Raw genomic sequence first — 22,046 nt, 5'->3', positions numbered from 1 at the left:
CAGGCCAGCGCAGCGCTACCGCTTGACGGCACAGAGCAGCCCGTCCCCAACGGGCAGCAACGACGGCACCAGATCCGGGCTCTCGCGCACGGTCCGCAGCAGATCGCGCAGGTGCAGAACCTCGACCGGCTGCGGTCCCGAGTCGACGGTCCTGCCGTCCGCGAAGACGCCCTCGAAGCAGACGAGCCCGCCGGGCCGCAGCAGGCGCAACGATTCAGCGAGGTAGTCGAGGGACTCCAGGCGGTCGCCGTCGCAGAAGACGAGGTCGTACCCGCCGTCCGCGAGACGCGGCAGGACGTCGAGGGCGCGGCCCGGGATGAACCGTGCCCGGTTGCCCGCGAAGCCGGCCGCCCGGAAGGCCTGACGGGCGAACTGCTGGCGGTCGGGCTCGGGGTCGACGGTGGTCAGCACGCCGTCGGGCCGCATGCCGTGCAGCAGATGGATGCCCGACACTCCGGTGCCCGTACCGATTTCGGCCACCGCTTTCGCGTCAGCCGTGGCGGCGAGCATGCGCAGCGCGGCGCCGGTGCCGGGGGACACCGAGGGCAGGCCTGCCTCCCGGGCCCGGTCCCGGGCCCAGCGCAGCGCCTCGTCCTCGGCGACAAAGGCGTCGGCGAACGCCCATCCCGTCTGCCGGTTGCCGGTAATGGCCCTCTCCTGTCCCCGTGGTTGCCTGGCCGTGACTGTATCCGTTGGGGGCGGGAACCCGCAGATGGGACCGCGCGTTTATAGGGGGTGGGAGGACAGCGGGGGTAACGGATGGATCAAGACTTGAAGCGGGCGGCTCGCAGGGGCAGGACACCTGCCACGAAGCCCGTACCAAATTCACGTAAAAACGCTTATCCGGAGCTAACGGGCGAGGTGGTTATGGTAGGGGCTCCACTGGACACCACCAGAGCCGACAGGGGAGGTGCGGCTGCGTCCGCGGATCGGGGAGGAGTGCTCCGGCGCTTTCTCGGATTGGCGGGTGAGCCGAAATCCGTGACCGACACCGCTGACCGCATCCGTGCCAACGACTCCGCTCAGACCGCGACCTTTGCCGCTGACGCGGAATCGCAGGCGTGGACTCCGCCCACCTGGGAGGAGATCGTCAGCACGCACAGCGGCCGCGTGTACCGCCTGGCGTACCGCCTGACCGGCAATCAGCACGACGCCGAGGACCTCACCCAAGAGGTCTTCGTCCGTGTCTTCCGGTCCCTCTCGACCTACACCCCCGGCACGTTCGAGGGCTGGCTGCACCGCATCACCACGAACCTCTTCCTGGACATGGTGCGCCGCAAGCAGCGCATCCGGTTCGACGCACTCGGCGACGACGCGGCGGAGCGGCTGCCGAGCCGCGAGCCGTCGCCCCAGCAGGTGTTCAACGACACGCACTTCGACGCGGACGTCCAGCAGGCGCTGGACACCCTCGCGCCCGAGTTCCGTGCGGCCGTCGTCCTCTGCGACATCGAAGGCCTTTCGTACGAGGAGATCGCCGCCACCCTCGGCGTCAAGCTCGGTACGGTCCGCAGCCGTATCCACCGGGGCCGCTCGCAGCTGCGCAAGGCTCTCCAGCACCGGTCTCCCGAGGCTCGCGCCGAGCGCCGTTCGCTCGCGGTCACGGGTGCCGTGGCGCTGGGAGGAGGGGGCGCGACCGCGTGAGTGGATCACGGTCGAATCCTGCCGAACGGCACGTAGCCGAGGCCGAGCAGCATCTGGGGGACCGGCTCGCCGCCCTTGTGGACGGCGAGTTGGGCCATGACGCGCGCGAGCGCGTCCTCGCGCATCTGGCGACCTGTCCGATGTGCAAGACGGAGGCGGACGCGCAGCGCCGCCTGAAGAACGTCTTCGCGCAGGCGGCCCCGCCGCCGCCCACCGAGAGTTTCCTCGCCCGCCTCCAAGGTCTTCCAGGAGGCGGTTCCGGGCCGTCCGGAGGACCCGGGGCCGAAGACGGCTTCGCCACCGGGGCGACCGACTCCGCGGGGCTCCCGCGGAACGGGATCTTCGGCGTGAGCACGGAGCCCTTCGTGGAGTACGTGCCCGCGGGCGCCCACGCCGCGGTGCTGCCCAGCGAGCAGCGCGGCTTCCGCATCCACGAGGTCGCCCGGCGGGCCGAGGCGGAGCGTCCGGCCTGGCGCGGGCGCCGGTTCGCGTTCGCGGCGGCCGGTGCGGTGTCAATGGCGGCGATCGCGCTCGGTGGCGTCACGGTCGGCGTCCCGACCGACTCGGGCGGCGACACCCGCGCGGGTGGCTCCGGCAGCAATGTGACACCGCAGCGCAGTCAGGGTTCCGGCACCGCGGCCACCCCCGACTCCGTGCGCCGTCGCGGCGGCGGCAATCCGCTCTCGGTGCAGGGCCAGCGTCCCGGTGCCCTGAACGCGCCGGTCGCGCCGACGGAGGTCACGGGCCCGCTGCTGCCCGGTGCGCCCACGCAGCCCCTGCGCTCCCGCGATTCCGTGTACGAGCTGACGGCCCCCATGCTCGCGGGCGCCGCCGCCATCTCCCCTCTCATACGTCCGGCGCCGCCCGGCCGTCACACCGCCGCCCTGCCCGGCATCAAGCTGCCGCGGGCGTCGGATGCCGTGATGCCCGGGGACGCGGATCCGGTGCGCGTCGACGCGGTGGCTCCGGGCGCCGGACCGCTGAAAGGCACGTCGCAGGTCCACTGACGCTTCGGCTGACGCGACGGTGCCCTGCGCTTCCGCGCGGGAACCTGGTTGAATCCTCGGTGGGCCGTGCCCGCCGGGGATTCGGCGGTCGCGGGGTTGAGCATGCAAACGGCGTCCGCCGCGGGCCAGTTGTGGGGAGAACATGGACGACGGGAAGCCCACGAAGGCGAACTGGTGGAGCCGCCCGCGGCCGGGCACGCCGGACGAGCCCGCGCCCACGCACCCCGCCGACGCCCCGCCGGACGCTCCGACGCCCCCGGACCGCGCCACCGAGCCCCCGGCCCAGCCGACCGAGGCCCGAACCACACCGCCGACCGAGCGGTCCCCCCTCACCGACTTCCCGCCGACCGAGGCGCCGGTACCGGGCTCTTCGGCGGCGCCGGGCTCGTCCGGCGAGGCTCCCGCCCAGTCGAGCGTGCAGCATCCGGCTGAGCCGTCGCCCCTCACCGACTTCACGCCGGACCGTCCGCAGGCCCCGGGTGCCCCGGCGGCGCAGGACCGCTCCGGTGAAGTTTCCGCCCAGTCGGGCGCCGCCGCGACGTGGACCGAGCCTGGCGGGCAGCCGCAGGTGTCGGGCGGGTCGTCGGTCCCCGGCGAGTATGCGTCCGCCGCCGCCGGGGCCGGCGCGCAGGAGCCCGGAGGCGTGGAGCGGCCGCGGCCCCTGCACGACCCGGATCCGTACAGCACTCCGCCCTACGGCGAGCCGGGCCCCTGGGCGCCCGCGCCTCCCGTGCAGCACCCCGCGGCGACGCCGGCGCACGGCACCCAGCTCCCGCAGCCGCCGCACGGCGGCACCACCCCTCCGCACGGCACGCCGGGGCCTGCTCCGCATCTGCCTCAGCAGCCGCAGCCGCTCCACGGCGGCGCCACGCCCCCGCACGGGACCCCCGGGCCCGGCCCGCACGGGGCCTCGCAGGCCATGTCGGTGCCGGGGCAGCCCGGAGGTGGTCAGGGGGCGCCTCGGCAGGCGTACGACCCCTGGAACGTGCCGCTTCAGCAGGTTGGCTCGTTGCCTCCGGAGACTCGGGAGAAGCGGGAGAAGCGGGGGCGGCGGGTGCTGTTCATCGGGGTGGCCGTCATCGCCCTGCTCTCGGGGCTCATCGGCGGCGCCACCGGTGCGTACCTGGAGCGCAACGGGACCGGTGACGTCGAGCTGCGGCAGGCCGACGCCGAGTCCGCGGACCGGCCCAAGGGCAGTGTCGCCGGCATCGCGTCCGCAACCCTGCCCGGCGTCGTGACGCTGCACGTCAGCGGCGACTCCGCCCAGGGCACCGGCACCGGCTTCGTCCTCGACGGCAAGGGCCACATCCTCACCAACAACCACGTCGTGGAGCCCGCGGGCACCGGCGGCGAGGTCTCCGTGACCTTCAGCGGCGGCGAGACCGCCAAGGCCGAGGTCGTCGGCCGTGACTCCGGCTACGACCTCGCGGTCGTCAAGGTGAGCGGTGTCCGCGGCCTCAAGCCCCTGCCCCTCGGCAACTCCGAGAACGTCCAGGTGGGCGACGCCGTCGTGGCCATCGGCGCCCCCTTCGACCTGGAGAACACGGTCACCTCCGGGATCATCAGCGCCAAGGAGCGGCCCATCACCGCGGGCGGCGAGAAGGGCGACGGCAGCGACATCTCGTACGTGGACGCCCTGCAGACCGACGCGCCGATCAACCCCGGCAACTCCGGCGGCCCCCTCGTCGACTCCAAGGCCCGCGTCATCGGCATCAACAGCGCCATACGCTCCGCGGACGACAGCTCCGAGCCGGGCGGCGGCCAGGCGGGTTCCATCGGCCTCGGCTTCGCCATCCCGATCAACCAGGGCAAGCGTGTCGCCGAAGAGCTGATCAACTTCGGCAAGGCGACGCACCCCGTGATCGGCGTCACACTCGACACGGAGTTCAACGGCGACGGCGCGCGCATAGCCGACAAGGGCAGGAACGGCGGCTCGTCGGTCAACGAGAACGGCCCCGGCGACGAGGCGGGTCTGAAGCCGGGCGACGTCATCACCGAGGTCGACGGCCGCGCCGTGCACTCCAGCGACGAACTGATCGTCAAGGTCCGCGCCCACCGTCCGAAGGACCGCCTCAGGCTGACCGTCGAGCGCGACGGCGACGACCGCGAGGTGACCCTGGTGCTGGGATCGGCCAGCAGCGGCTGAGTGCTGGTGGTGGCCGGGTAAAGGACTGGCCACGTCTGATCCGGGTTGTCGTGCAGCGGCTACCGGACAGACATGAGCGGCGGGTACCGTGGTCACGGTCCGACCCGGACGACGACCTGTTGCCGACGACCTGCTGCGGGCTGAGGACATCGCGGACATCGCGCAAGGAGCTCTAGGTGTTCAATGACATTGGCGCACTCGAGATAGTGACGCTGGTCGTCCTCGCCGTGCTCATCTTCGGTCCGGACAAGCTGCCGAAGCTCATCCAGGACATCTCCCGCACGATCCGCAAGATCCGCGAGTTCTCCGACAGCGCGAAAGCGGACATCCGCGACGAGCTGGGCCCCGAGTTCAAGGACTTCGAGTTCGAGGACCTGAACCCCAAGAAGTTCATCCGCAAGCAGCTCGACAACGACGAGCTCGGGCTCAAGGAGATCCGCAACGGCTTCGACCTGAAGAAGGAGATGAACGAGGTCGCGGACGCCGTGCACGGCCGCGACAGCGACTCCTCCGACACCGGTTCCGGAGCCTCCGCTGCCTCGTCCGGCGGAGCCCGTGTCGACATGCAGAAGAAGTCCGCGGACCCCGCAAAGCAGGTCTCCGACGACCGTCCGCCGTTCGACGCGGACGCCACCTGAGCCCTCGCCTGAACTGCCCCCGCCAACAGGTGTGGCTATCCTGCCTTGTTGTCCGGCGTGAGGACGCCCGAGGGGGGCGGGCCGCTCCGGACCGACGAGAGCGAGGAGGCGGCCGGGTACATGGAGACGACAAGTCGGGTGGGCGCGCAGGCGCCGACCGCGGAAGGCACCGCACCAGAGGTGTCGACCGCCCGGCGCACGGTCGACGGCTACCTGCTGGCGCCCTTCCCCTGGTACGGCCTCGACGAGGCCTTCACGGGGCAGCGCTGGCTGATGCAGGTCGGCGCGACATCGGACGGCGCCGTGGAGCACGGTTCCATCGGACACGGTGACGAGCCGTCGGTCCTGGCCGAGGGCACCCTCGGCAACAGCGACAAGGAGCGTTTCGCGGTCGTGGTGACCGTCGCGGCCAACCCGGTGCGGCGCACCCCGGACGGCACGGGTGTCCTGGAGGCCACGTCGGTCTCCTCGGCGGCGTGGCTCGCCGGGGTCGGCCTGCTGAACTTCACCTGGCCCGGCCAGATGGACCACACCCTGCGCGACGACTGGCTGGACCAGCAGACGGAGACCGCCTGGGTCCTCGCCGACGACCTGGAGGGCTCCGACTGGTCGTCGCTGTCACTGCCGGTCGACGGGGTGCCGACGCCGTTCCACTACCGCGAGTCCGAGTACGGCTGGATCCTCGCGGGCTCCACGAAGGAGGGCGTGCACCTGGGTGCGTACGGGCGTGGCATGAGCGCGTACGGGCTGGGCTTCTCCGTCATCCAGGACATCGGGGCGTACGCCTAGGGCGGCGGGCCGAACGGGAACGGGGGGCGTCGTCGAAGTGACGGCGCCCCCCGTTCCCGTACAACCTTCGTCCGCGGGATCGTCGTGGCCGGTCGCGCAGCTCCCCGCGCCCCTTACGGGGCGCGGCTTGCCGCGGCCCCCTGCGGGGCGCTCCTAGAACTTGTTGCGGGGCGTGATGCCCAGGGTCATGCCTGCCAGGCCGCGCTGGCGGCCGCCCAGCTTGCCCGCGATGGCGCGCAGCGCCGAGCCCGCGGGGGAGTCCGGGTCGGACAGGACGACGGGCTTGCCCTCGTCGCCGCCCTCGCGCAGCCGCACGTCGATCGGGATGGAGCCGAGGACCGGCACCGTCGCGCCCGTCGTCTTCGTGAGGCCCTCGGCGACCTTCTGGCCGCCGCCCGTGCCGAACACGTCGACCATCTCGCCGCAGTGCGGGCAGGGCAGGCCCGACATGTTCTCGACGACGCCGACGATCTTCTGGTGGGTCTGGACGGCGATGGAGCCGGCGCGCTCGGCGACCTCGGCCGCCGCCTGCTGAGGCGTCGTCACGACGAGGATCTCGGCGTTCGGGACGAGCTGCGCGACCGAGATCGCGATGTCGCCCGTGCCCGGCGGCAGGTCGAGGAGCAGCACGTCCAGGTCGCCCCAGAAGACGTCCGCGAGGAACTGCTGGAGCGCGCGGTGCAGCATCGGGCCGCGCCACACGACCGGCGCGTTGCCCGGCGTGAACATGCCGATGGAGATGACCTTCACGCCGTTCGCAGACGGCGGCATGATCATGTTCTCGACCTGGGTGGGCTTGCCGTCGGCGCCCAGCATGCGGGGGACCGAGTGGCCGTAGATGTCGGCGTCGACGACGCCGACCTTCAGGCCGTCGGCGGCCATCGCCGCCGCCAGGTTCACCGTCACCGAGGACTTGCCGACGCCGCCCTTGCCGGACGCGACCGCGTAGACCCGGGTCAGCGAGCCGGGCTTGGCGAAGGGGACCTCGCGCTCGGCGGTGCCGCCGCGCAGCGCCGCCGCCAGCTCCTTGCGCTGCTCGTCGCCCATCACGTCCAGGGTCACGGTGACGTCCGTGACACCCTCGACCGCCGCGACCGCGTCGGTCACGTTCTTGGTGATGGTCTCGCGCATGGGGCAGCCGGAGACCGTCAGGTACACGGTGACCGCTACCGCCCCTTCGGCGGAGATGTCCACCGATTTGACCATCCCCAGTTCGGTGATGGGTCGTTGGATCTCGGGGTCGTTCACCGTCGCCAGTGCCTCGCGCACCGCGTCTTCCGTAGCCATGAGACCGATAGTACGGCGCGGTAACCCTGCCTCGGAAAGGTATGTCAGCGGTCGCCTACATCACTTCCGCGCGAGCGCTCCGACGGGAATACGGCGCGCTGCTCCTCCAGCTCCTTGACCAGGTCCTGGAGCTCGGAGCGGATCCAGTCGCGGGTGGCCACCTCGCCGAGGCCCATGCGCAGCGATGCGATCTCGCGCGTGAGGTACTCGGTGTCCGCGATGGACCGCTCGTTCTGCTTGCGGTCCTGTTCGAGGTTGACGCGGTCGCGGTCGTCCTGGCGGTTCTGCGCGAGGAGGATCAGCGGGGCGGCGTAGGACGCCTGCAGCGACAGCATCAGCGTCAGGAAGATGAACGGATACTGGTCGAAGCGCAGGTGGTCGGGGGCGGCGATGTTCCAGACCACCCACATGATGATGACGACCGTCATCCAGACGATGAACCTGCCGGTGCCCAGGAACCGCGCGATCCGCTCCGAGAGGCGCCCGAAGGCCTCCGGGTCGTAGTCGGGCAGGATCTTGTTGCGCGGGGGCCGTGGCTGGTCCAGCCGGAAGCGCGGGGTCCGCTGCTCGGGACGGTTCTCGCGGTCGCGGTCAGCCGCCATGGCCCGCCCCTTCCTCCTCCAGGTGGAACTCCGTCTCGCGCCAGTCGTCCGGCAGCATGTGGTCGAGCACGTCGTCGACGGTGATCGCGCCGAGCAGCGAGCCGCTCTCGTCGACGACGGGGGCCGCCACCATGTCATACGTCGCGAAGTACCCGGCGACGGCCGGCAGTGTCGTGGCGGGCGCGAGCGGCAGCAGATCGTCGTCCAGGATCGAGCCGACCAGCGTGTACGGGGGATCGCGCAGCAGGCGCTGGAAGTGCACGGTGCCCAGGTACTTGCCGGTCGGCGTCTCGTCCGGCGGGCGGCACACGTACACCTGCGCGGCGAGCGCCGGGGAGAGGTCCTGCTGCCGCACCCGGGCGAGTGCGTCGGCGACCGTCGAGTCGGGCCGCAGCACGATCGGCTCGGTGGTCATCATGCCGCCCGCGGTCCGCTCCTCGTACGCCATCAGGCGTCGCACGTCCGCCGCGTCGCCGGGCTGCATCAGCGTCAGCAGCCGTTCCTTGTCCTCCTCGGGCAGCTCGGCCAGGAGGTCGGCCGCGTCGTCCGGGTCCATGGCCTCCAGGACGTCGGCGGCGCGCTCCTCCTTGAGCTTGCCGAGGATCTCGATCTGGTCGTCCTCGGGGAGCTCCTCCAGGACGTCGGCGAGCCGGTCGTCGTCGAGGGCCGCGGCCACCTCGGTCCGCCGCTTGGGGGAGAGGTGGTGCAGGACGTTGGCGAGGTCGGCGGGGCGCAGCTGCTCGAAGGTGGCCAGGAGGCTCTCCGCGCCCTGCCCGTGCTCCTCCAGGGAGAAGCCGTCCACGGCGGACCAGTCGACGGTGAGCGTCTCGCCCTTGCGCCGGAAGGTGCCGGCCTTGCCCTTCCGCACGAAGACCCGGTCGATCTCCCAGTCGCGGCGCGCGGGCAGCTGCTGAATCGATACGTCGAGGACGGTGACCTCGTCGCCCGTCTCCACGAGCCGCACCCGGCGGTCGAGCATCTCGCCGAGCACGAGCCGCTCGGTGGGCCGCTGCTCGAACCGTCGTACGTTCAGGACGCCGGTGGTGATGACCTGGCCCGACTCGATGCCCGTGACGCGCGTCATCGGCAGGAAGATGCGGCGCCGGGTCGCGAGCTCGACGACGAGCCCGAGGAGCCGGGGCGGGCGTCTGCCGACCCGCAGCATCGCCACCAGATCGCGCACCCGGCCCACCTGGTCGCCGTTCGGGTCGAAGACGGGGGTGCCGGAGAGGTGTGAGACGAAGACTCTGGGGGCACCTGCCGCCATGCGTGCGCCTCCTTCGGGCCGGGGGTTTCATGCCGTTTGATCCGTCAATACGGGCTTCAGGCTAGCCCGTCCCCGTCGGGTGCGCCCCGGCGGAGGGTCCGGAAGGCTGCCGCCGGTCGGCTCGCCCGACACAGGTACGCTGCCGTACTGCCGAAGCCGTAGAGGTCGTCCGTACGAGAGGCAGCGCCACCTTGACCGCTCTTCCCCTGGCCAGCCGCGCCCGCAGGGCAGCGTTCGTGAGCGCGATGTGCGCGGGCCTGGTCGCGGCGGCGACGAGCCTGACGGGCTGCAGCAGCGGCGAGGATCCGGACGCGGGCACCAACGGCGTCGGGAAGCTCTCCGCGTCGAAGATCCAGGGCAAGGCCGACAAGGCGGCCGAGTCGGCGTCGGCGGTCCGGCTCTCCGGCACGGTGGTCAGCAAGAGCCACTCGTACAGCCTGGACATGCGCCTCAAGGGCGAGGGCGGCACCGGATCGGTCACCTCGAAGGGGCGGACGTTCCAGCTGCTGCGGATCGGCGAGCAGCTGTACCTGAAGGCCGACACGGAGTTCTGGACGGGCGGTGGCCAGGCCGACGGGAAGTCCGGGAGGGCCGACGCGACGGCCGCGGCCAAGCTGGACGGCAAGTACGTGAAGGTCCCGCAGGGCGACCCCGCCTACCAGCAGCTGAGCGGCTTCACGGACAAGGACGAGCTCCTCGGCGGCATGCTCACGCTGCACGGCAAGCTCACCGTGGGCGACCGCGGCAAGACGGGCGCACTGCGCAGCATCAAGATCACCGGCGACGAGGGCGCGGGCGGCACGCTCTCCGTCTCCCTGGACGGCAAGCCGTACCCGCTCCGCCTGGACCGCGGCGGCCACGCGGGCACCCTGAAGCTCACCGACTGGAACAAGGACTTCCCGCTGGAGGAGCCGGCCAAGGACGAGATGGTCGACTACGGAAAGCAGCTCCCGACGTCCTGAGGAGGAAGCGAGCCCCGAAGGGGCGGGCTTCCAGGGGCGCGGGGAACTGCGCGACCAGCCACAGCGCTCCCGCAGAGCAAAGCAGCCCCGTCCCTCAACGCCGCTTGCGCCCGAAGAGCAGCCGAGGAAGCCCCCCGGGCAACGCCCCACGCGTAGTGGCCCCCGTCGCCAGCGGCGCAGCCGCGAGAGACCCCGACGGAAGCTCCGTCGTGACAGCACGCGGCGTGAGCCGGACGACCCGACACTGCTCGGCCCACCGCACGGTGACCCGCTCGGCGTCCGGCGCGTTCAACCGCTTCCCCTTGAGCTCCGAGGCCGCCGCCTCCCACTCCTCGGACCCGGCCGAGAGCTCCCGCACGTCCGCGGTCCAGGCGACGACCCGCCCGCCCTTGTCCTTGCTGCGCACGGTCACTTCCGCGGTGCCCCCGTCGACGAGACCGGGCAGGGGCTGCTCGCCGGGCCCGTCGCCGACGAGGTGCACGGCACCCTCGTACCAGACGTGCCAGAGCGCCCGGGCGGGCGAGTCGACGCCCTGGACCCAGATGAGGCCGGACTTCTTCGTGGCCTCCTCGACGAGGGCGCGGTCGAGCAGCGGGTCGGCGGCCGCGGCGGGGTCAGCAGTCATGGCGGCAGCCTACCGAGTGGGGGTCACAGCCAGCCGTTGCGCTTCAGGGTCCGGTGGATCGCGAAGCAGACGCCGCCGATGAGGGCGAGCACCATCGGGTAGCCGTACCGCCAGTGCAGTTCGGGCATGTGCTTGAAGTTCATGCCGTAGACCCCGCAGACGGCCGTCGGGACGGCGATGATCGCCGCCCACGAGGTGATCTTGCGCATGTCCTCGTTCTGCGCGACGGCGGCCTGCGCGAGGTTGGCCTGGAGGATCGAGTTGAGGAGCTCGTCGAAGCCGATGACCTGTTCCTGGACGCGCGTCAGGTGGTCGGCGACGTCACGGAAGTACTTCTGGATGTCGGGGTCGACGAGCCGCATCGGCCGCTCGCTGAGCAGCAGCATCGGGCGCAGGAGCGGGGACACGGCCCGCTTGAACTCCAGGACCTCGCGCTTGAGCTGGTAGATCCGACCGGCGTCGACGCCGCGCGAGCTCCCCTTGCCCTTGCTCGGTGCGGAGAAGACCTCGCTCTCCACGTCGTCGATGTCGTCCTGCATGGCGTCGGCGACCGCGATGTACCCGTCGACGACGTGGTCGGCGATGGTGTGCAGGACGGCGGAGGGGCCCTTGGCGAGCAGCTCCGGGTCCTCCTGGAGGCGGCGGCGCAGGGCGCGCAGCGAGCCGTGGCCGCCGTGCCGGACGGTGATGAAGAAGTCCCGGCCGGTGAAGCACATCACCTCGCCGGTCTCCACGACCTCGCTGGTGGCGGTGAGTTCGGTGTGCTCGACGTAGTGGATGGTCTTGAAGACGGTGAACAGCGTGTCGTCGTACCGCTCCAGCTTGGGTCGCTGGTGGGCGTGGACGGCGTCCTCGACGGCGAGCGGGTGCAGCCCGAACTCGGCCGCGATACCGGCGAATTCGGCCTCGGTCGGCTCGTGCAGGCCGATCCAGGCGAAGCCGCCCCGGCGGCGGACTTCGAGCATCGCCTCGTGCGGGGTGAGGGCGTCGGCGCACTCAAGTCGGCTTCCGTCGCGGTAGACGGCGCAGTCGACGACGGCTGACGCGGCGTCACGGGTGGCGTCGTAGGTGTCGTAGGACGCGGGGGACGAGGGATAGGCGGTGCCGTCCTTGCGCAGCGAGGGGCGGACGGCGGCACGAAGGTCGCGGATCATCGACATGGGCAGGCTCCTTCGAAGGAGGCCGCCGGCGACGGTTGGAACTGCCCGGAATGGGGACGTCCTACTGCGGGGGGTTTGGCACGTCCGCAAAGCGGGAAGCACCGCACCGTCGCGGTGGCAGCTTCGCTACTGACACAGATCAGGGAACTCAGACAGATCAGGTGGGAACGAAGTGCTCTTCCGACGCACACGGCACGAACAGTGCTCGCGGTGCGTGCGTGTGCTCGCGCAGCAGCTACAGGGCTGCGGGAATCACCGGGCGGAAGAGCGGGTGGTACTGCACGGTCGACTTCGGTCCATTGCAGCCCCACCTCCTCCGGCCGGTCCCCCGTAAGGGAAGTCCCATGCGCCCTTCACGCCCGTGGCGCAAAGTCAGTGTCTGTCTGCAGGGCTTGAAAGCGACGCTTCTGCGTGCTGCCCTGAGCCAGCGGCCAACACTATCAGCCGACAGAAGTGTCAAGCCCCCGCTTTGCCCTTACCTGACGAGTTCTATGCTCGCGTCATGGCTGATGTTCTTGCGCTGGTCGAGGCTCGTCTCCGTACTGGCCTGGGGGAACCCGACGCGCGCGCCGCGGTGACCTTCCTCGGGACCGACCGCGTCGAAGTGCTGCGGTTCACGGACGGCGACGTGGTGCGCTACGCCACGCTCGGCATGTCGGCCCAGCCGATGGCCGACCCCACCGCCGCGCTGGCCGACCCGGTCAAGGGCCCGCGCGCCGAGCTGGTGCTCTCGGTGCGCGGGGGGCTCGCCGACACGGACAAGGTGCTGCGTCCGCTCGCGGTCCTCGCCGCCTCGCCGGTGGTCGAGGGGCTGATCGTGGCGCCGGGCGCGTCGCTGGACGTGGGTGAACCGCTCTGGCCGGGCGCGCCGTTCACCTCTGTGCTGGTGGCGGAGTCCGGCGGCCTGGTGGAGGATCTCGCGCTGGACGAGCCGATGGATCCCGTACGGTTCCTGCCGGTGCTCCCCATGACGCCGAACGAGGCGGCGTGGAAGCGGGTGCACGGCGCGGCCGCCCTCCAGGAGCGCTGGCTGAACAGCGGAACGGACCTGCGCGATCCGCTGCGCAAGTCCGTGTCCCTGGACTGAAGTCCGGCCGCTGACACCTCAGTTGGCGAAGACCGTGACGCTGTCCTCGGTCGCGTGCTTCGGTTCCAGTTCCTCCGCCTCGTGGGTGAGGGCGTTCCTGCGCACCCAGACCACGGCCGCGCCGAGCACCGCCGTGACGGCCGCGACCACGAACGGGATGTGGATGTTGCTCCACTCCTCGATCTTCGGCGCGAAGAACGGCGCGGCGGCGGCCGCGAACCACCGGACGAAGTTGTAGCCGGCGCTGGCCACGGGGCGCGGCGCGTCGGACACCCCGAGGGCGAGCTCGGTGTACACGGTGTTGTTCACGCCGATGAAGGCGCCGGACAGGATGGTGCAGACGACGGCGACCGTGTGGTTGCCGTAGCCGAGCACCAGGACGTCGGCGGCGAGCAGGACCAGTGAGCCGCCGAGCACCTTCAGCGAGCCGAAGCGTGCCTGGAGCCGGGGTGCCACGAGCACGGAGAACACCGCGAGGAGCACGCCCCAGGCGAAGAAGACCGCACCCGACTTGTACGGGGACATGTTCAGGACGAACGGCGTGAAGGCCAGCACGGTGAAGAACGTGTAGTTGTAGAAGAAGGCGGAGGCGGCCGCGGAGGCGAGCCCGCCGTGGCCGAGCGCCTTGACCGGGTCGAGCAGGGACGTCTTCCGTGCGGGCTTCGGCTGTTCCTTGAGGAACGCGGTGATGCAGAGGAAGCCGATCGCCATCAGGGCCGCGGTGCCGAAGAACGGGTAGCGCCAGCTGGCGTCGCCGAGCAGCGCGCCGACCAGGGGGCCGCAGGCCATGCCGAGGCCGAGCGCGGACTCGTACAGCAGGATCGCGGCGGCGCTGCCGCCCGCCGCGGCGCCGACGATGACGGCGAGGGCGGTCGAGACGAAGAGCGCGTTGCCGAGTCCCCAGCCCGCCCGGAAGCCGACGAGCTCGCCGACCGATCCGGACGTGCCGGAGAGGGCCGCGAAGACCACGACGAGCGCGAGGCCGAGCAGCAGGGTCTTCTTGCCGCCGATGCGGCTGGAGGCGAAGCCGGTGACGAGCATCGCGACGGCGGTGATCAGGAAGTACGAGGTGAAGAGGAGGGACACCTGGCTCGCGCTCGCGTCCAGGCCCTTGGCGATGGAGGGCAGGATCGGGTCGACGAGTCCGATGCCCATGAAGGCGACGACGGACGCTCCCGCGGTCGCCCAGACGGCCTTCGGCTGCCGCAGCAGACTGCCCGCCCCGGCGTCGAACGGGTCCCCTTCGGCGGGACCCCCTGTGCTGCTGTTCATACAGCCGCTCCTTCGCTGCTTCCGCTGCCTCCACGGAAGTCGTTGACGTATACACATATTAAGTTAGAGAGCCTAATTGATGCAAGCTACACTTAATTTTGCCTGGTGACAGCGCCACCGGACGGGTGATCGTCCTTGACGGAGCGGCGACCGGGGAGGACCGTTGGGCGCTATGAGGGGCGAACCCAGTTGCCCGAAGTGTGGTGGCCGGGTCAGGGCTCCCGGTCTCTTTGCCGACTCCTGGCAGTGCGATGTGCACGGCACGGTGCACCCGCTGCAGCCCGTGATCCCGCCCAGCGTCGAGGCCCTCCAGGTCGTGGTGCACCGCACGCAGGTCCCGGTGTGGATGCCGTGGCCGCTGCCGGTCGGCTGGCTGTTCACGGGCGTGGCCTGCGCGGGCGACGACAGGAGCGGCGGCCGGGCGACGGCCGTGGCCTGCTCGGGCCCCGCGCCGCTCGGCGGCGTCGGTGAGCTGGTGCTCGTCGCCGAGGAGCTCGGCGTCGGACTCGGCGCGCGGTACGCGGGCATCGACGGCCCCGACCCGGGCCCCCGCATGAGCGTCGAGAAGCCGCCGCAGACCAAGCTGCTCGCCGCCGGGCGGCCGACACCGATGTGGCACGTCTCCGGGACGCCGGACGACCGCGCCGTCTTCGCGGGGGAGGCGCGCGGCCTGTGGCTGTGGGCCATCGCGTGGCCGGAGCAGTCGGGCCTGCTCATGTACGACGAGCTGGTCCTCACGGATCTGCGGGACGCGGGCGCGGAGGTGGACCTGCTGCCGTGCGGGGCGCTGTCGCCGCGGCTGCTCACGCCGTGAGGGAGTGACCGCGGGGCAGCGTGCCCCTTCCGGGGCGGCCGGGCCCCGGGGTGAGCGATGCCTCTTCCGGGGCGGCCCGTACGGAGTCCGATCCCCGTTATCCTTGAGCGTCCGCCCTCACCTTGCCGCCCTTGCCGTCCGCCCCGTCAGAACCCTGGAGTCAGCGTCGTGCGCATCGATCTGCACACCCACTCCACCGCCTCCGACGGCACGGACACCCCGGCCGAGCTGGTCCGCAACGCGGCGGCCGCCGGCCTCGACGTCGTCGCGCTGACCGACCACGACACCACCCGGGGATACGCCGAGGCGAAGAAGGCCCTGAGCGAGCTGGGCGAGCTGTCGAAGGGGCTGACCCTGGTGACCGGCGCCGAGCTCTCCTTCAAACTCAACGGCATGGGCCTGCACATGCTGGCCTACCTCTTCGACCCCGAGGAGCCGGAGCTCGCCCGCGAGTGCGAGCTGGTCCGCGACGACCGGGTGCCGCGCGCGAAGGCGATGATCGAGAAGCTGCAGGGGCTCGGCGTGCCGGTCACCTGGGAGCAGGTCGCACGCATCGCGGGCGACGGCTCGGTGGGCCGCCCGCACATCGCCGAGGCGCTCGTCGAGCTGGGTGTCGTGCCCACCGTCTCCGACGCCTTCACCGCCGAGTGGCTCGCCGACGGCGGCCGCGCGTACGCCGACAAGCATGAACTCGACCCCTTCGACGCGATCCGCCTGGTCAAGGCGGCCGGTGGCGTCACCGTCCTCGCGCACCCCGGCGCCAGCAAGCGCGGCAAGGTCGTCCCGGAGAGCGTGATAGCCGACCTCGGGGCAGCGGGCCTGGACGGCATCGAGGTCGACCACATGGACCACACGCCCGAGACCCGCGCCCGGCTGCGCGCCCTCGCGGGGGACCTCGACCTGCTGGTCACCGGGTCCAGCGACTACCACGGCACCCGCAAGACCTGCGTACTCGGCGAGTTCACCACGGACCCCGAGATCTACGGCGAGATCACGCGCCGGGCCACGGGAGCGTTCCCGGTGCCCGGAGCGGGCGGACGCCCCGCCGCCTGACGGCCCGCCCCCGCCCGGGGCCGCCCTCCCCCCTCACTCTCTCTTCACCGCACACCACGACTCCGTGGCGTGCGGCATCTTCGTACGACTCTCCGCAAGGCCATCACTGTGTTCGACGTCGCCGTTTTTGGTTCCCTCTTCCTCACGCTTTTCGTGATCATGGACCCCCCGGGGATCACCCCGATCTTCCTCGGTCTCACCGCGGGCCGCCCCGCCAAGGTGCAGCAGCGGATGGCCTTCCAGGCCGTGTGCGTCGCCTTCGGCGTCATCTCGGTCTTCGGCCTCGTGGGCCACCAGATCCTGAACTACCTGCATGTCTCCGTCCCCGCACTCATGATCGCGGGCGGCCTGCTGCTGCTCCTCATCGCGCTCGACCTGCTCACCGGCAAGACCGACGAGCCGAAGCAGACCAAGGACGTCAACGTTGCGCTGGTCCCGCTGGGCATGCCGCTGCTCGCGGGCCCCGGCGCGATCGTCTCCGTCATCCTCGCCGTGCAGGACGCCGACAGCGTCGGCACGCAGATCTCCGTCTGGGCGGCGATCGTGGCCATGCACGTGGTGCTCTGGCTGGTGATGCGGTACTCGCTGCTGATCATCCGCGTCATCAAGGACGGCGGCGTCGTGCTCGTGACGCGGCTCGCGGGCATGATGCTGTCCGCCATCGCCGTGCAGCAGATCATCAACGGCGTGACGCAGGTGATCAACGGCGGTTAGCGCCGCGACGGGATCATCGGGAGCGGTCCTGCGCTGAGGCTCATGTGCGGCCGCGGCCGGACCTTCGTGTTCGGCACGGGCCGCAGCCGCCAGCGCGACGCGATGGTCGCCAGGGCGATCGTCGCCTCCGTCATGCCGAACACGTCCCCGATGCACTTGCGGCTGCCGGCGCCGAACGGCAGATAGCTGCCGCGCGACACGTCCTTCGTCCGCTCCGGGAGCCACCGGTCGGGGTCGAAGGACTCGGGGTCCTTGAACAGCGCGGGGTTGTGGTGCAGGACGTAGGGGCTGACCAGGATGTCGGAGTTCGGCGGGAGCTCTCGTCCCGCGAGTTCCGTGGCCTCCGTGGTGGTCCGCGTGTAGAGCCAGGCGGGCGGGTAGAGCCGCAGGCTCTCGGTGAACACCCTGCGGCTGTAGTCGAGGTCCGGGATGTCGGCGTAGCCGGCCACCCGGCCGTCGAGCACCTCGTCGAGCTCGGCGTGCAGGGCCGCCTCGACCTTCGGATTCCGCCCGAGGAGGTGGAAGGTCCAGGCGAGGGCGCTGGCCGTCGTCTCGATCCCGGCCAGCAGCAGCGTCATGACCTGGTCGTGGACCTCCTGGTCGTCCAGGCGGCCGCCGGTCTCCGGGTCCTCGGCGGTGAGCAGCGCCGACAGCAGGTCGCCGCGGTCGTCGTCGGTGCGCCGGTAGTCCTCGACGATCTGGTTGATCAGCCGGTGCATGCGGGTCAGCGCCTCGTCGAAGCGGCGGTTGGCCGCGATGGGGAGCTTCGCGAACAGCCCGGTGGGGTCCATCGCCTGCCGGTACGCGCCGTGCACGATGACCGGCAGGCAGTGCTGGATCTCGGCGACCGCCTTGCCCGCGATGTCGGTGGAGAACAGCGCGCGGGCGGTGACCCGGGCGGTCAGCGCCTGCATGGTGTTGCTGATGTCGATGGCCCTGCCCGCCTCCCATGCCCGGGCCTCGACCTCGCTCTCGTACTGCATCACCTCGGCGTACGCGGGGAGCCGCGCGGTGTGGAAGGCGGGCTGCACCAGCCGCCGCTGCCTGCGGTGGTCCGCCCAGTCGGAGGTGATCAGGCCGTTGCCCAGGATCGGGCGGGCCTTCTCCTTCACCGGTCCGCCCGTGTCGTAGACGCGCGCGTTGAGCAGGATCTGCTGGACCAGGTCGGGATGGCAGGGCAGGAAGGCGCGGTTGGGGCCGAGCCGGAGTTCGACCAGGTCGCCGTGGGCCGGCAGCGAGGACAGGAACTCCGTCGGCCTGCGGGCCATCTGTACGGCGTGCCCGATCAGCGGCAGACGTCCCGGCGCGGCGGCGAACCGCCAGTCGTGTGTCGCGGGCTGCTGGTGCGCGGTTCTCGTACCCATGTCTCCTTCATCTCTTCGCCTACGTCGGGGTGCGCCGGCCTCCGGCGCGGGCGGCCGGGCCGCGGGGGACCGGACAGCGAGGGGCGGCTTCCTCAGGACGGCCGGCGCTGTTCGCAGCGCATGGGCAGCGTGCCGGCTTCGAGGGTGGCCTTGGGCTGCGGCTTCAGCGTGCTGCCGGGCACGGGGCGGAGCCGCCACCGGCTGGCGATGGTCGCCACGATGAGGGCGGTCTCGGTGAGCGCGAGCACATCGCCGATGCACTTGTGGCTGCCCGCCCCGAACGGCAGCAGGGCCCCGCGCGGCACGTTCTTCGCGCGCTCGTCCAGCCAGCGGCCGGGGTCGAACTTCTCCGGCTCGGGGAAGAGTTCGGGGTTGTGGTGCATGGCCCAGGCGCTGTACACGACCATGGCGCCCGACGGGATCGGGTGCCCGCCGAGCTCGGTGTCGGCCGACGCCACCCGCATGGACATCCAGGACGGCGGATACAGGCGCAGCGCCTCGGTGATGACCGCGCGGGTGTACTCCAGCTTCGGGAGGTCGTCGAAGACCGGTGAGCGGTCCCCGACGGCGGCGTCGATCTCGGCGTGCACCCGCTCCTCGACCTCGGGGTGCGCGCCCATCAGGTGGAAGACGAAGGCGAGCGTCGAGGCGGTCGTCTCGCTGCCCGCCACCAGGAAGGTGACGACCTGGTCGAGGACCTCCTCGTCCGTCAGACGCTGCCCGGACTCCGGGTGTTCGGCCCGCAGGAGGGTGGAGAGGAGGTCGCCGTGGTCCTCGTCGGACCGGCGGCGCTCACTGATCATCGTCTCGACGATCTCCCGCAGCCGTGTGTTCGACCACGCGTAGCGCCGGTTCTCGGCCGTGGGCAGCTTCTCCTTCAGGCCGAGCGGTGCGACCGTGCGCTTGTAGATGCCCTCGGAGACGGTGAGCAGACACTGCCGCGCCTCCTCGATGGTCGCCGTGTCGACGCTGGTGGAGAAGAGCGTCCTCGCGGCGACCCGCATGAGGAGGGCGTGCATGGCCTCGCCGATGTCCTGCGTCTGCCCGGGCCGCCAAGCGTCGATCGCGGCGCGGGTGTCGTCGCCGACCGCCGCGGTGTAGTCGGCGATCTTGGTCGCGTGGAACGCGGGCTGGATGACGCGCCGTTGGAAGCGGTGGTCGTCGCCGCGGGACACGGAGAGGCTGTTGCCGAGCAGCTGGCGGGCCTTGTCGAAGACGCCGCCCTTGTCGAACACGCGGGGGTTCACCAGCACGTGGTGGACGAGCTCGGGGTGGCAGGCCAGATAGGCGCGGCTCGGGCCGAGCCGGATCTCGACCAGGTCCCCGTGGGCGGGCAGGGAGGCCAGGAAGTCCAGCGGACGGCGCCAGAGCGCGAGCGCGTGCCCCAGGAGGGGGACCGCTCCCGGTGCGGTCCCGAACGACCAGGAGCGTTCCTGTTTGACGGATTCCTTCGCCGTGGTCACGTTTCTCGCTTCCCTACTGAATACGCGAGTTGACGTTGTTCACGGCCGCTTTGTACCGCTTGTTGCTGGTGGTCCACACGAAGTTGCCGTAAACGAGGTCGAACAGGACATCTCGCGTGATGTCGTCGAAGGCGGCTATGCAGCGCAGGTCCTCGATGATGTCGTCGAGCCGGTCCTCGAAGAACCGCTCGAAGTCGCTCTGGTCCGACACGTCGCACAGCCGGAAGCAGTTGGTTATCTGCCCCAGCGACACCTCGCGGTCATAGGAATAGAAGTCGTTGACGATCGCGAGACCGCGTGTCGTCATACGGGCGGCCAGACCCGTCTTCGCGTGTTCGGTGAATTCCGCGTTGCGGTAGATCGGGTACGACATGTTCATCCAGAAGTCGACGCCCACATCAGTGACCCGGAACCTGAAGTACTGCTCCGGGGAAGTGGTGCAGAGCACTTCCTTGATGGGTGAGCCGCGGAACATGTGGTCGCTGGTGATGAAGGCGCGTGCCCCTTCGAGGGCGAATCGGGCGTCTTCCTCGCTGTAGTACTTCTCGCAGATCTTCCGCAGTTCGGGAAAGAAGGCGTCGAAGTCGTGCAGCGCCGGATCCATGTCGTCCCACACGAAGGTGACGCAATTCAGGATGCAGACGGCCTTGAAGGCCTCCATGTCTTTGATGTGGCGGGCGCTCTGCGACCACCGGACGACATCCATGTACGAGATCCAGCGCTCGTCCGAGACCGACTTCCCGAAAGGCGCCACCGCCGTGTTGCAGGCGTCGATGATCTCCCGCAGTTCGGCATCGGTGAGGGGCACCATCTCCGGGCCCCTCCCGATGTACTGCTCGAAAGCCTCCGCGAACTTCGTGGTGCTTTTCTCCCAGTGCCGCATCATGCCGGAGAGTTCGGTCTGCCGGGGTGCGGAAATGTCAGTGGTCATGAGTCCCTCACAATGGCCTTGCGGGTGATCTGCTCAAGGGCGACGGTCGCGTCCGTGGTGAACGGGGCCCGTTCCAGGGCGCGCAGCGCCTGTCGCCTGCGGTCGTCGATCATGCGCTCGATGCCGGCCCGTGCGCCGGTCGCCTCGAAGATGCCGCGCACGACGTCGGCGCCGTCCTCGTCGAGGAGCGGATCGCCGAGCAGCCGGCGAAGCCGGTCCGTCTGCTCGCTGGTCGCGCGGCTGAGCGCGAGCGCGGTCAGGGCGGTGTTCTTGCCCGCCCGAAGGTCGTCGAGCCGGGACTTCCCGGTGACCAGCGGGTCGCCGTACACCCCGAGCAGGTCGTCGCGGAGCTGGAAGGCCTCGCCGAGCGGGAGCGCGTAGTCGCTGAAGGCGGTCAGGACCGCCGGTCCGGCGCCCGCGATGGCCGCACCGATGTGCAAGGGGCGCTCGATGGTGTACTTGGCCGTCTTGTACCGGTAGATGTTCAGCGTGGCGTCGACGTCGTCCGTCAGCCCGCCGGTGGCATGCAGGTCGAGGTACTGACCCAGCATCAACTCGGTGCGCATTTCGCCGATCAGCGGCAGCGCCGCGTCGAGTTGGGTGCGGGTGAGCCCGGCCTTGTGCAGGAGTTCGTCGGACCAGGTGAGGGTGAGATCGCCGAGCAGGACCGCGGCGCTCACACCGAACCATTCGGCGTCGTCCGAACCCCGCGACAGGGCGCGGTGCGCCGCCATCGTGCGGTGAATGGTGGGGCGGCCGCGGCGGGTGTCGCTGTTGTCCATGACGTCGTCATGGATGAGCGCGAAGGCGTGGAACAACTCCAGGCAGGCGGCGACCCGAATGATCGGTTCGACGTCGTCACCGCACCCGATCGCGTGCCAGCCCGTCACGCAGAGAAGGGGGCGGATGCGCTTGCCCCCCGCCAGGAAATCCCCCACCAGCTGCGAGAGATAGGGCAGGTGCGGTTGTGCCGTGGCGTCGTTCTTGGATTCCAGAAAGTCCGTGAGCGTGTCGTCCACTGACGCGAGAATTTTTTCCGCGTCTAAAGCGTCCAACGCGGTTATGGGTACTGTCATTGAGCCAACTTCCCCCGTTCGGCATATTGGAAGGGTTCTCGTTGGAGGGGCGAGGGTGCTGGCGCAGAAGCTCTCCGGCCCTCGGCGAAATCCACGACAAAGAGGAGAGCAGGGCAATACCTTTTACGGGCATGCCTGATGGACCCAC

General features: G+C 70.6%; 21 protein-coding genes. 10 read left to right on the top strand and 11 right to left on the bottom strand.

What is annotated here, in order from left to right; genetic code table 11:
- Positions 1-15: 15 nt before the first annotated feature.
- Positions 16-714, bottom strand: a complete 699-nt coding sequence (locus DEJ48_RS13575) for an O-methyltransferase (protein WP_150216364.1) — start codon at positions 712-714, stop codon at positions 16-18.
- Between the two features lie 153 nt (positions 715-867).
- On the opposite strand from DEJ48_RS13575, the gene sigE reads away from it, so the two are divergent.
- The 5 genes from sigE to DEJ48_RS13550 all read left to right on the top strand — a co-directional run bounded on the left by sigE (position 868) and on the right by DEJ48_RS13550 (position 6,221).
- Entirely contained in the window at positions 868-1,641 is a 774-nt protein-coding gene (gene sigE / locus DEJ48_RS13570) for an RNA polymerase sigma factor SigE (protein WP_190329429.1), read from the top strand.
- Between the two features lie 77 nt (positions 1,642-1,718).
- Positions 1,719-2,648, top strand: a complete 930-nt coding sequence (locus DEJ48_RS13565) for a zf-HC2 domain-containing protein (RefSeq protein WP_223832469.1) — start codon at positions 1,719-1,721, stop codon at positions 2,646-2,648.
- A gap of 142 nt (positions 2,649-2,790) precedes the next feature.
- Positions 2,791-4,794, top strand: a complete 2,004-nt coding sequence (locus DEJ48_RS13560) for a S1C family serine protease (protein ID WP_150216362.1) — start codon at positions 2,791-2,793, stop codon at positions 4,792-4,794.
- A gap of 176 nt (positions 4,795-4,970) precedes the next feature.
- On the top strand, positions 4,971-5,432 hold the full coding sequence (locus tag DEJ48_RS13555) for a sec-independent translocase (RefSeq protein ID WP_150216361.1): 462 nt from the start codon (positions 4,971-4,973) through the stop codon (positions 5,430-5,432).
- A 120-nt stretch (positions 5,433-5,552) separates the two neighbouring features.
- The gene (locus DEJ48_RS13550) at positions 5,553-6,221 is read left to right on the top strand and encodes a hypothetical protein (protein ID WP_190537377.1); all 669 of its coding nucleotides are present in this window, start codon (positions 5,553-5,555) and stop codon (positions 6,219-6,221) included.
- 153 nt (positions 6,222-6,374) lie between these two features.
- Here the strand turns inward: DEJ48_RS13550 and DEJ48_RS13545 are convergent, their stop codons facing one another.
- From DEJ48_RS13545 to DEJ48_RS13535, 3 genes are read right to left on the bottom strand one after another with little or no spacing between them, the layout of a single operon-like run.
- A complete protein-coding gene (locus DEJ48_RS13545) occupies positions 6,375-7,508 on the bottom strand; it encodes an Mrp/NBP35 family ATP-binding protein (protein ID WP_150216359.1) in 1,134 nt (377 codons plus the stop codon).
- A 44-nt stretch (positions 7,509-7,552) separates the two neighbouring features.
- Entirely contained in the window at positions 7,553-8,110 is a 558-nt protein-coding gene (locus DEJ48_RS13540) for a DUF1003 domain-containing protein (protein ID WP_150216358.1), read from the bottom strand.
- Positions 8,100-9,377 (bottom strand): magnesium transporter MgtE N-terminal domain-containing protein, encoded by a 1,278-nt coding sequence (locus DEJ48_RS13535; RefSeq protein WP_150216357.1) that lies wholly within the window; start codon positions 9,375-9,377, stop codon positions 8,100-8,102. The genes DEJ48_RS13540 and DEJ48_RS13535 overlap by 11 nt, the downstream gene beginning before the upstream one ends.
- Before the next feature lie 191 nt (positions 9,378-9,568).
- Here DEJ48_RS13535 and DEJ48_RS13530 point away from each other — a divergent pair, with 191 nt between their 5' ends.
- Positions 9,569-10,339 (top strand): hypothetical protein, encoded by a 771-nt coding sequence (locus tag DEJ48_RS13530; RefSeq protein WP_150216356.1) that lies wholly within the window; start codon positions 9,569-9,571, stop codon positions 10,337-10,339.
- Between the two features lie 94 nt (positions 10,340-10,433).
- Here DEJ48_RS13530 and DEJ48_RS13525 read toward each other — a convergent pair whose 3' ends face one another.
- Both DEJ48_RS13525 and DEJ48_RS13520 read right to left on the bottom strand, forming a co-directional pair.
- Positions 10,434-10,964, bottom strand: coding sequence for a hypothetical protein (locus DEJ48_RS13525; protein ID WP_150216355.1), 531 nt, complete (start codon positions 10,962-10,964; stop codon positions 10,434-10,436).
- Between the two features lie 23 nt (positions 10,965-10,987).
- Positions 10,988-12,124, bottom strand: coding sequence for a magnesium and cobalt transport protein CorA (locus tag DEJ48_RS13520; protein WP_150216354.1), 1,137 nt, complete (start codon positions 12,122-12,124; stop codon positions 10,988-10,990).
- 502 nt (positions 12,125-12,626) lie between these two features.
- Between DEJ48_RS13520 and DEJ48_RS13515 the strand changes: the two genes are divergently transcribed.
- Entirely contained in the window at positions 12,627-13,211 is a 585-nt protein-coding gene (locus DEJ48_RS13515) for a suppressor of fused domain protein (protein WP_150216353.1), read from the top strand.
- An 18-nt stretch (positions 13,212-13,229) separates the two neighbouring features.
- Here DEJ48_RS13515 and DEJ48_RS13510 read toward each other — a convergent pair whose 3' ends face one another.
- Entirely contained in the window at positions 13,230-14,483 is a 1,254-nt protein-coding gene (locus DEJ48_RS13510; protein ID WP_150216352.1) for an MFS transporter, read from the bottom strand.
- 172 nt (positions 14,484-14,655) lie between these two features.
- On the opposite strand from DEJ48_RS13510, the gene DEJ48_RS13505 reads away from it, so the two are divergent.
- From DEJ48_RS13505 to DEJ48_RS13495, 3 genes are all read left to right on the top strand, one after another.
- Positions 14,656-15,297, top strand: a complete 642-nt coding sequence (locus tag DEJ48_RS13505) for a DUF6758 family protein (protein WP_150216351.1) — start codon at positions 14,656-14,658, stop codon at positions 15,295-15,297.
- A gap of 168 nt (positions 15,298-15,465) precedes the next feature.
- A complete protein-coding gene (locus DEJ48_RS13500; RefSeq protein WP_150216350.1) occupies positions 15,466-16,350 on the top strand; it encodes a PHP domain-containing protein in 885 nt (294 codons plus the stop codon).
- Positions 16,351-16,458: 108 nt separating this feature from the next.
- The gene (locus tag DEJ48_RS13495) at positions 16,459-17,064 is read left to right on the top strand and encodes a MarC family protein (RefSeq protein WP_150221161.1); all 606 of its coding nucleotides are present in this window, start codon (positions 16,459-16,461) and stop codon (positions 17,062-17,064) included.
- Here DEJ48_RS13495 and DEJ48_RS13490 read toward each other — a convergent pair.
- The 4 genes from DEJ48_RS13490 to DEJ48_RS13475 all read right to left on the bottom strand — a co-directional run bounded on the left by DEJ48_RS13490 (position 17,061) and on the right by DEJ48_RS13475 (position 21,841).
- Positions 17,061-18,428, bottom strand: coding sequence for a cytochrome P450 (locus DEJ48_RS13490; protein WP_150216349.1), 1,368 nt, complete (start codon positions 18,426-18,428; stop codon positions 17,061-17,063). The two genes, DEJ48_RS13495 and DEJ48_RS13490, sit on opposite strands and share 4 nt — an antisense overlap.
- 92 nt (positions 18,429-18,520) lie before the next feature.
- Positions 18,521-19,891 (bottom strand): cytochrome P450, encoded by a 1,371-nt coding sequence (locus DEJ48_RS13485; RefSeq protein WP_150216348.1) that lies wholly within the window; start codon positions 19,889-19,891, stop codon positions 18,521-18,523.
- Between the two features lie 13 nt (positions 19,892-19,904).
- Positions 19,905-20,822 carry a terpene synthase family protein gene (locus DEJ48_RS13480; protein ID WP_150216347.1) on the bottom strand — a complete coding sequence of 306 codons (918 nt, stop codon included), beginning with the start codon at positions 20,820-20,822 and terminating at the stop codon, positions 19,905-19,907.
- Positions 20,819-21,841 carry a polyprenyl synthetase family protein gene (locus DEJ48_RS13475; RefSeq protein WP_223832030.1) on the bottom strand — a complete coding sequence of 341 codons (1,023 nt, stop codon included), beginning with the start codon at positions 21,839-21,841 and terminating at the stop codon, positions 20,819-20,821. The genes DEJ48_RS13480 and DEJ48_RS13475 overlap by 4 nt, the downstream gene beginning before the upstream one ends.
- Between the last annotated feature and the right edge of the window lie 205 nt (positions 21,842-22,046).

It is taken from the genome of Streptomyces venezuelae (genome assembly GCF_008642315.1).
GTDB lineage: Bacteria > Actinomycetota > Actinomycetes > Streptomycetales > Streptomycetaceae > Streptomyces > Streptomyces venezuelae_D.
Note: the sequence above shows the minus strand (reverse complement) of the source record. Positions and strands in the feature narration are given on the sequence as shown.

Excerpts from the sequence above, each read along its gene's own strand:
- sigE (WP_190329429.1), top strand. The coding sequence starts at position 868 with ATGGTAGGGGCTCCACTGGACACCACCAGAGCCGACAGGGGAGGTGCG.
- DEJ48_RS13560 (WP_150216362.1), top strand. The coding sequence starts at position 2,791 with ATGGACGACGGGAAGCCCACGAAGGCGAACTGGTGGAGCCGCCCGCGG.
- DEJ48_RS13550 (WP_190537377.1), top strand. The coding sequence starts at position 5,553 with ATGGAGACGACAAGTCGGGTGGGCGCGCAGGCGCCGACCGCGGAAGGC.
- DEJ48_RS13545 (WP_150216359.1), bottom strand. The coding sequence starts at position 7,508 with ATGGCTACGGAAGACGCGGTGCGCGAGGCACTGGCGACGGTGAACGAC.
- DEJ48_RS13540 (WP_150216358.1), bottom strand. The coding sequence starts at position 8,110 with ATGGCGGCTGACCGCGACCGCGAGAACCGTCCCGAGCAGCGGACCCCG.
- DEJ48_RS13535 (WP_150216357.1), bottom strand. The coding sequence starts at position 9,377 with ATGGCGGCAGGTGCCCCCAGAGTCTTCGTCTCACACCTCTCCGGCACC.
- DEJ48_RS13525 (WP_150216355.1), bottom strand. The coding sequence starts at position 10,964 with ATGACTGCTGACCCCGCCGCGGCCGCCGACCCGCTGCTCGACCGCGCC.
- DEJ48_RS13520 (WP_150216354.1), bottom strand. The coding sequence starts at position 12,124 with ATGTCGATGATCCGCGACCTTCGTGCCGCCGTCCGCCCCTCGCTGCGC.
- DEJ48_RS13515 (WP_150216353.1), top strand. The coding sequence starts at position 12,627 with ATGGCTGATGTTCTTGCGCTGGTCGAGGCTCGTCTCCGTACTGGCCTG.
- DEJ48_RS13510 (WP_150216352.1), bottom strand. The coding sequence starts at position 14,483 with ATGAACAGCAGCACAGGGGGTCCCGCCGAAGGGGACCCGTTCGACGCC.
- DEJ48_RS13505 (WP_150216351.1), top strand. The coding sequence starts at position 14,656 with ATGAGGGGCGAACCCAGTTGCCCGAAGTGTGGTGGCCGGGTCAGGGCT.
- DEJ48_RS13490 (WP_150216349.1), bottom strand. The coding sequence starts at position 18,428 with ATGGGTACGAGAACCGCGCACCAGCAGCCCGCGACACACGACTGGCGG.
- DEJ48_RS13480 (WP_150216347.1), bottom strand. The coding sequence starts at position 20,822 with ATGACCACTGACATTTCCGCACCCCGGCAGACCGAACTCTCCGGCATG.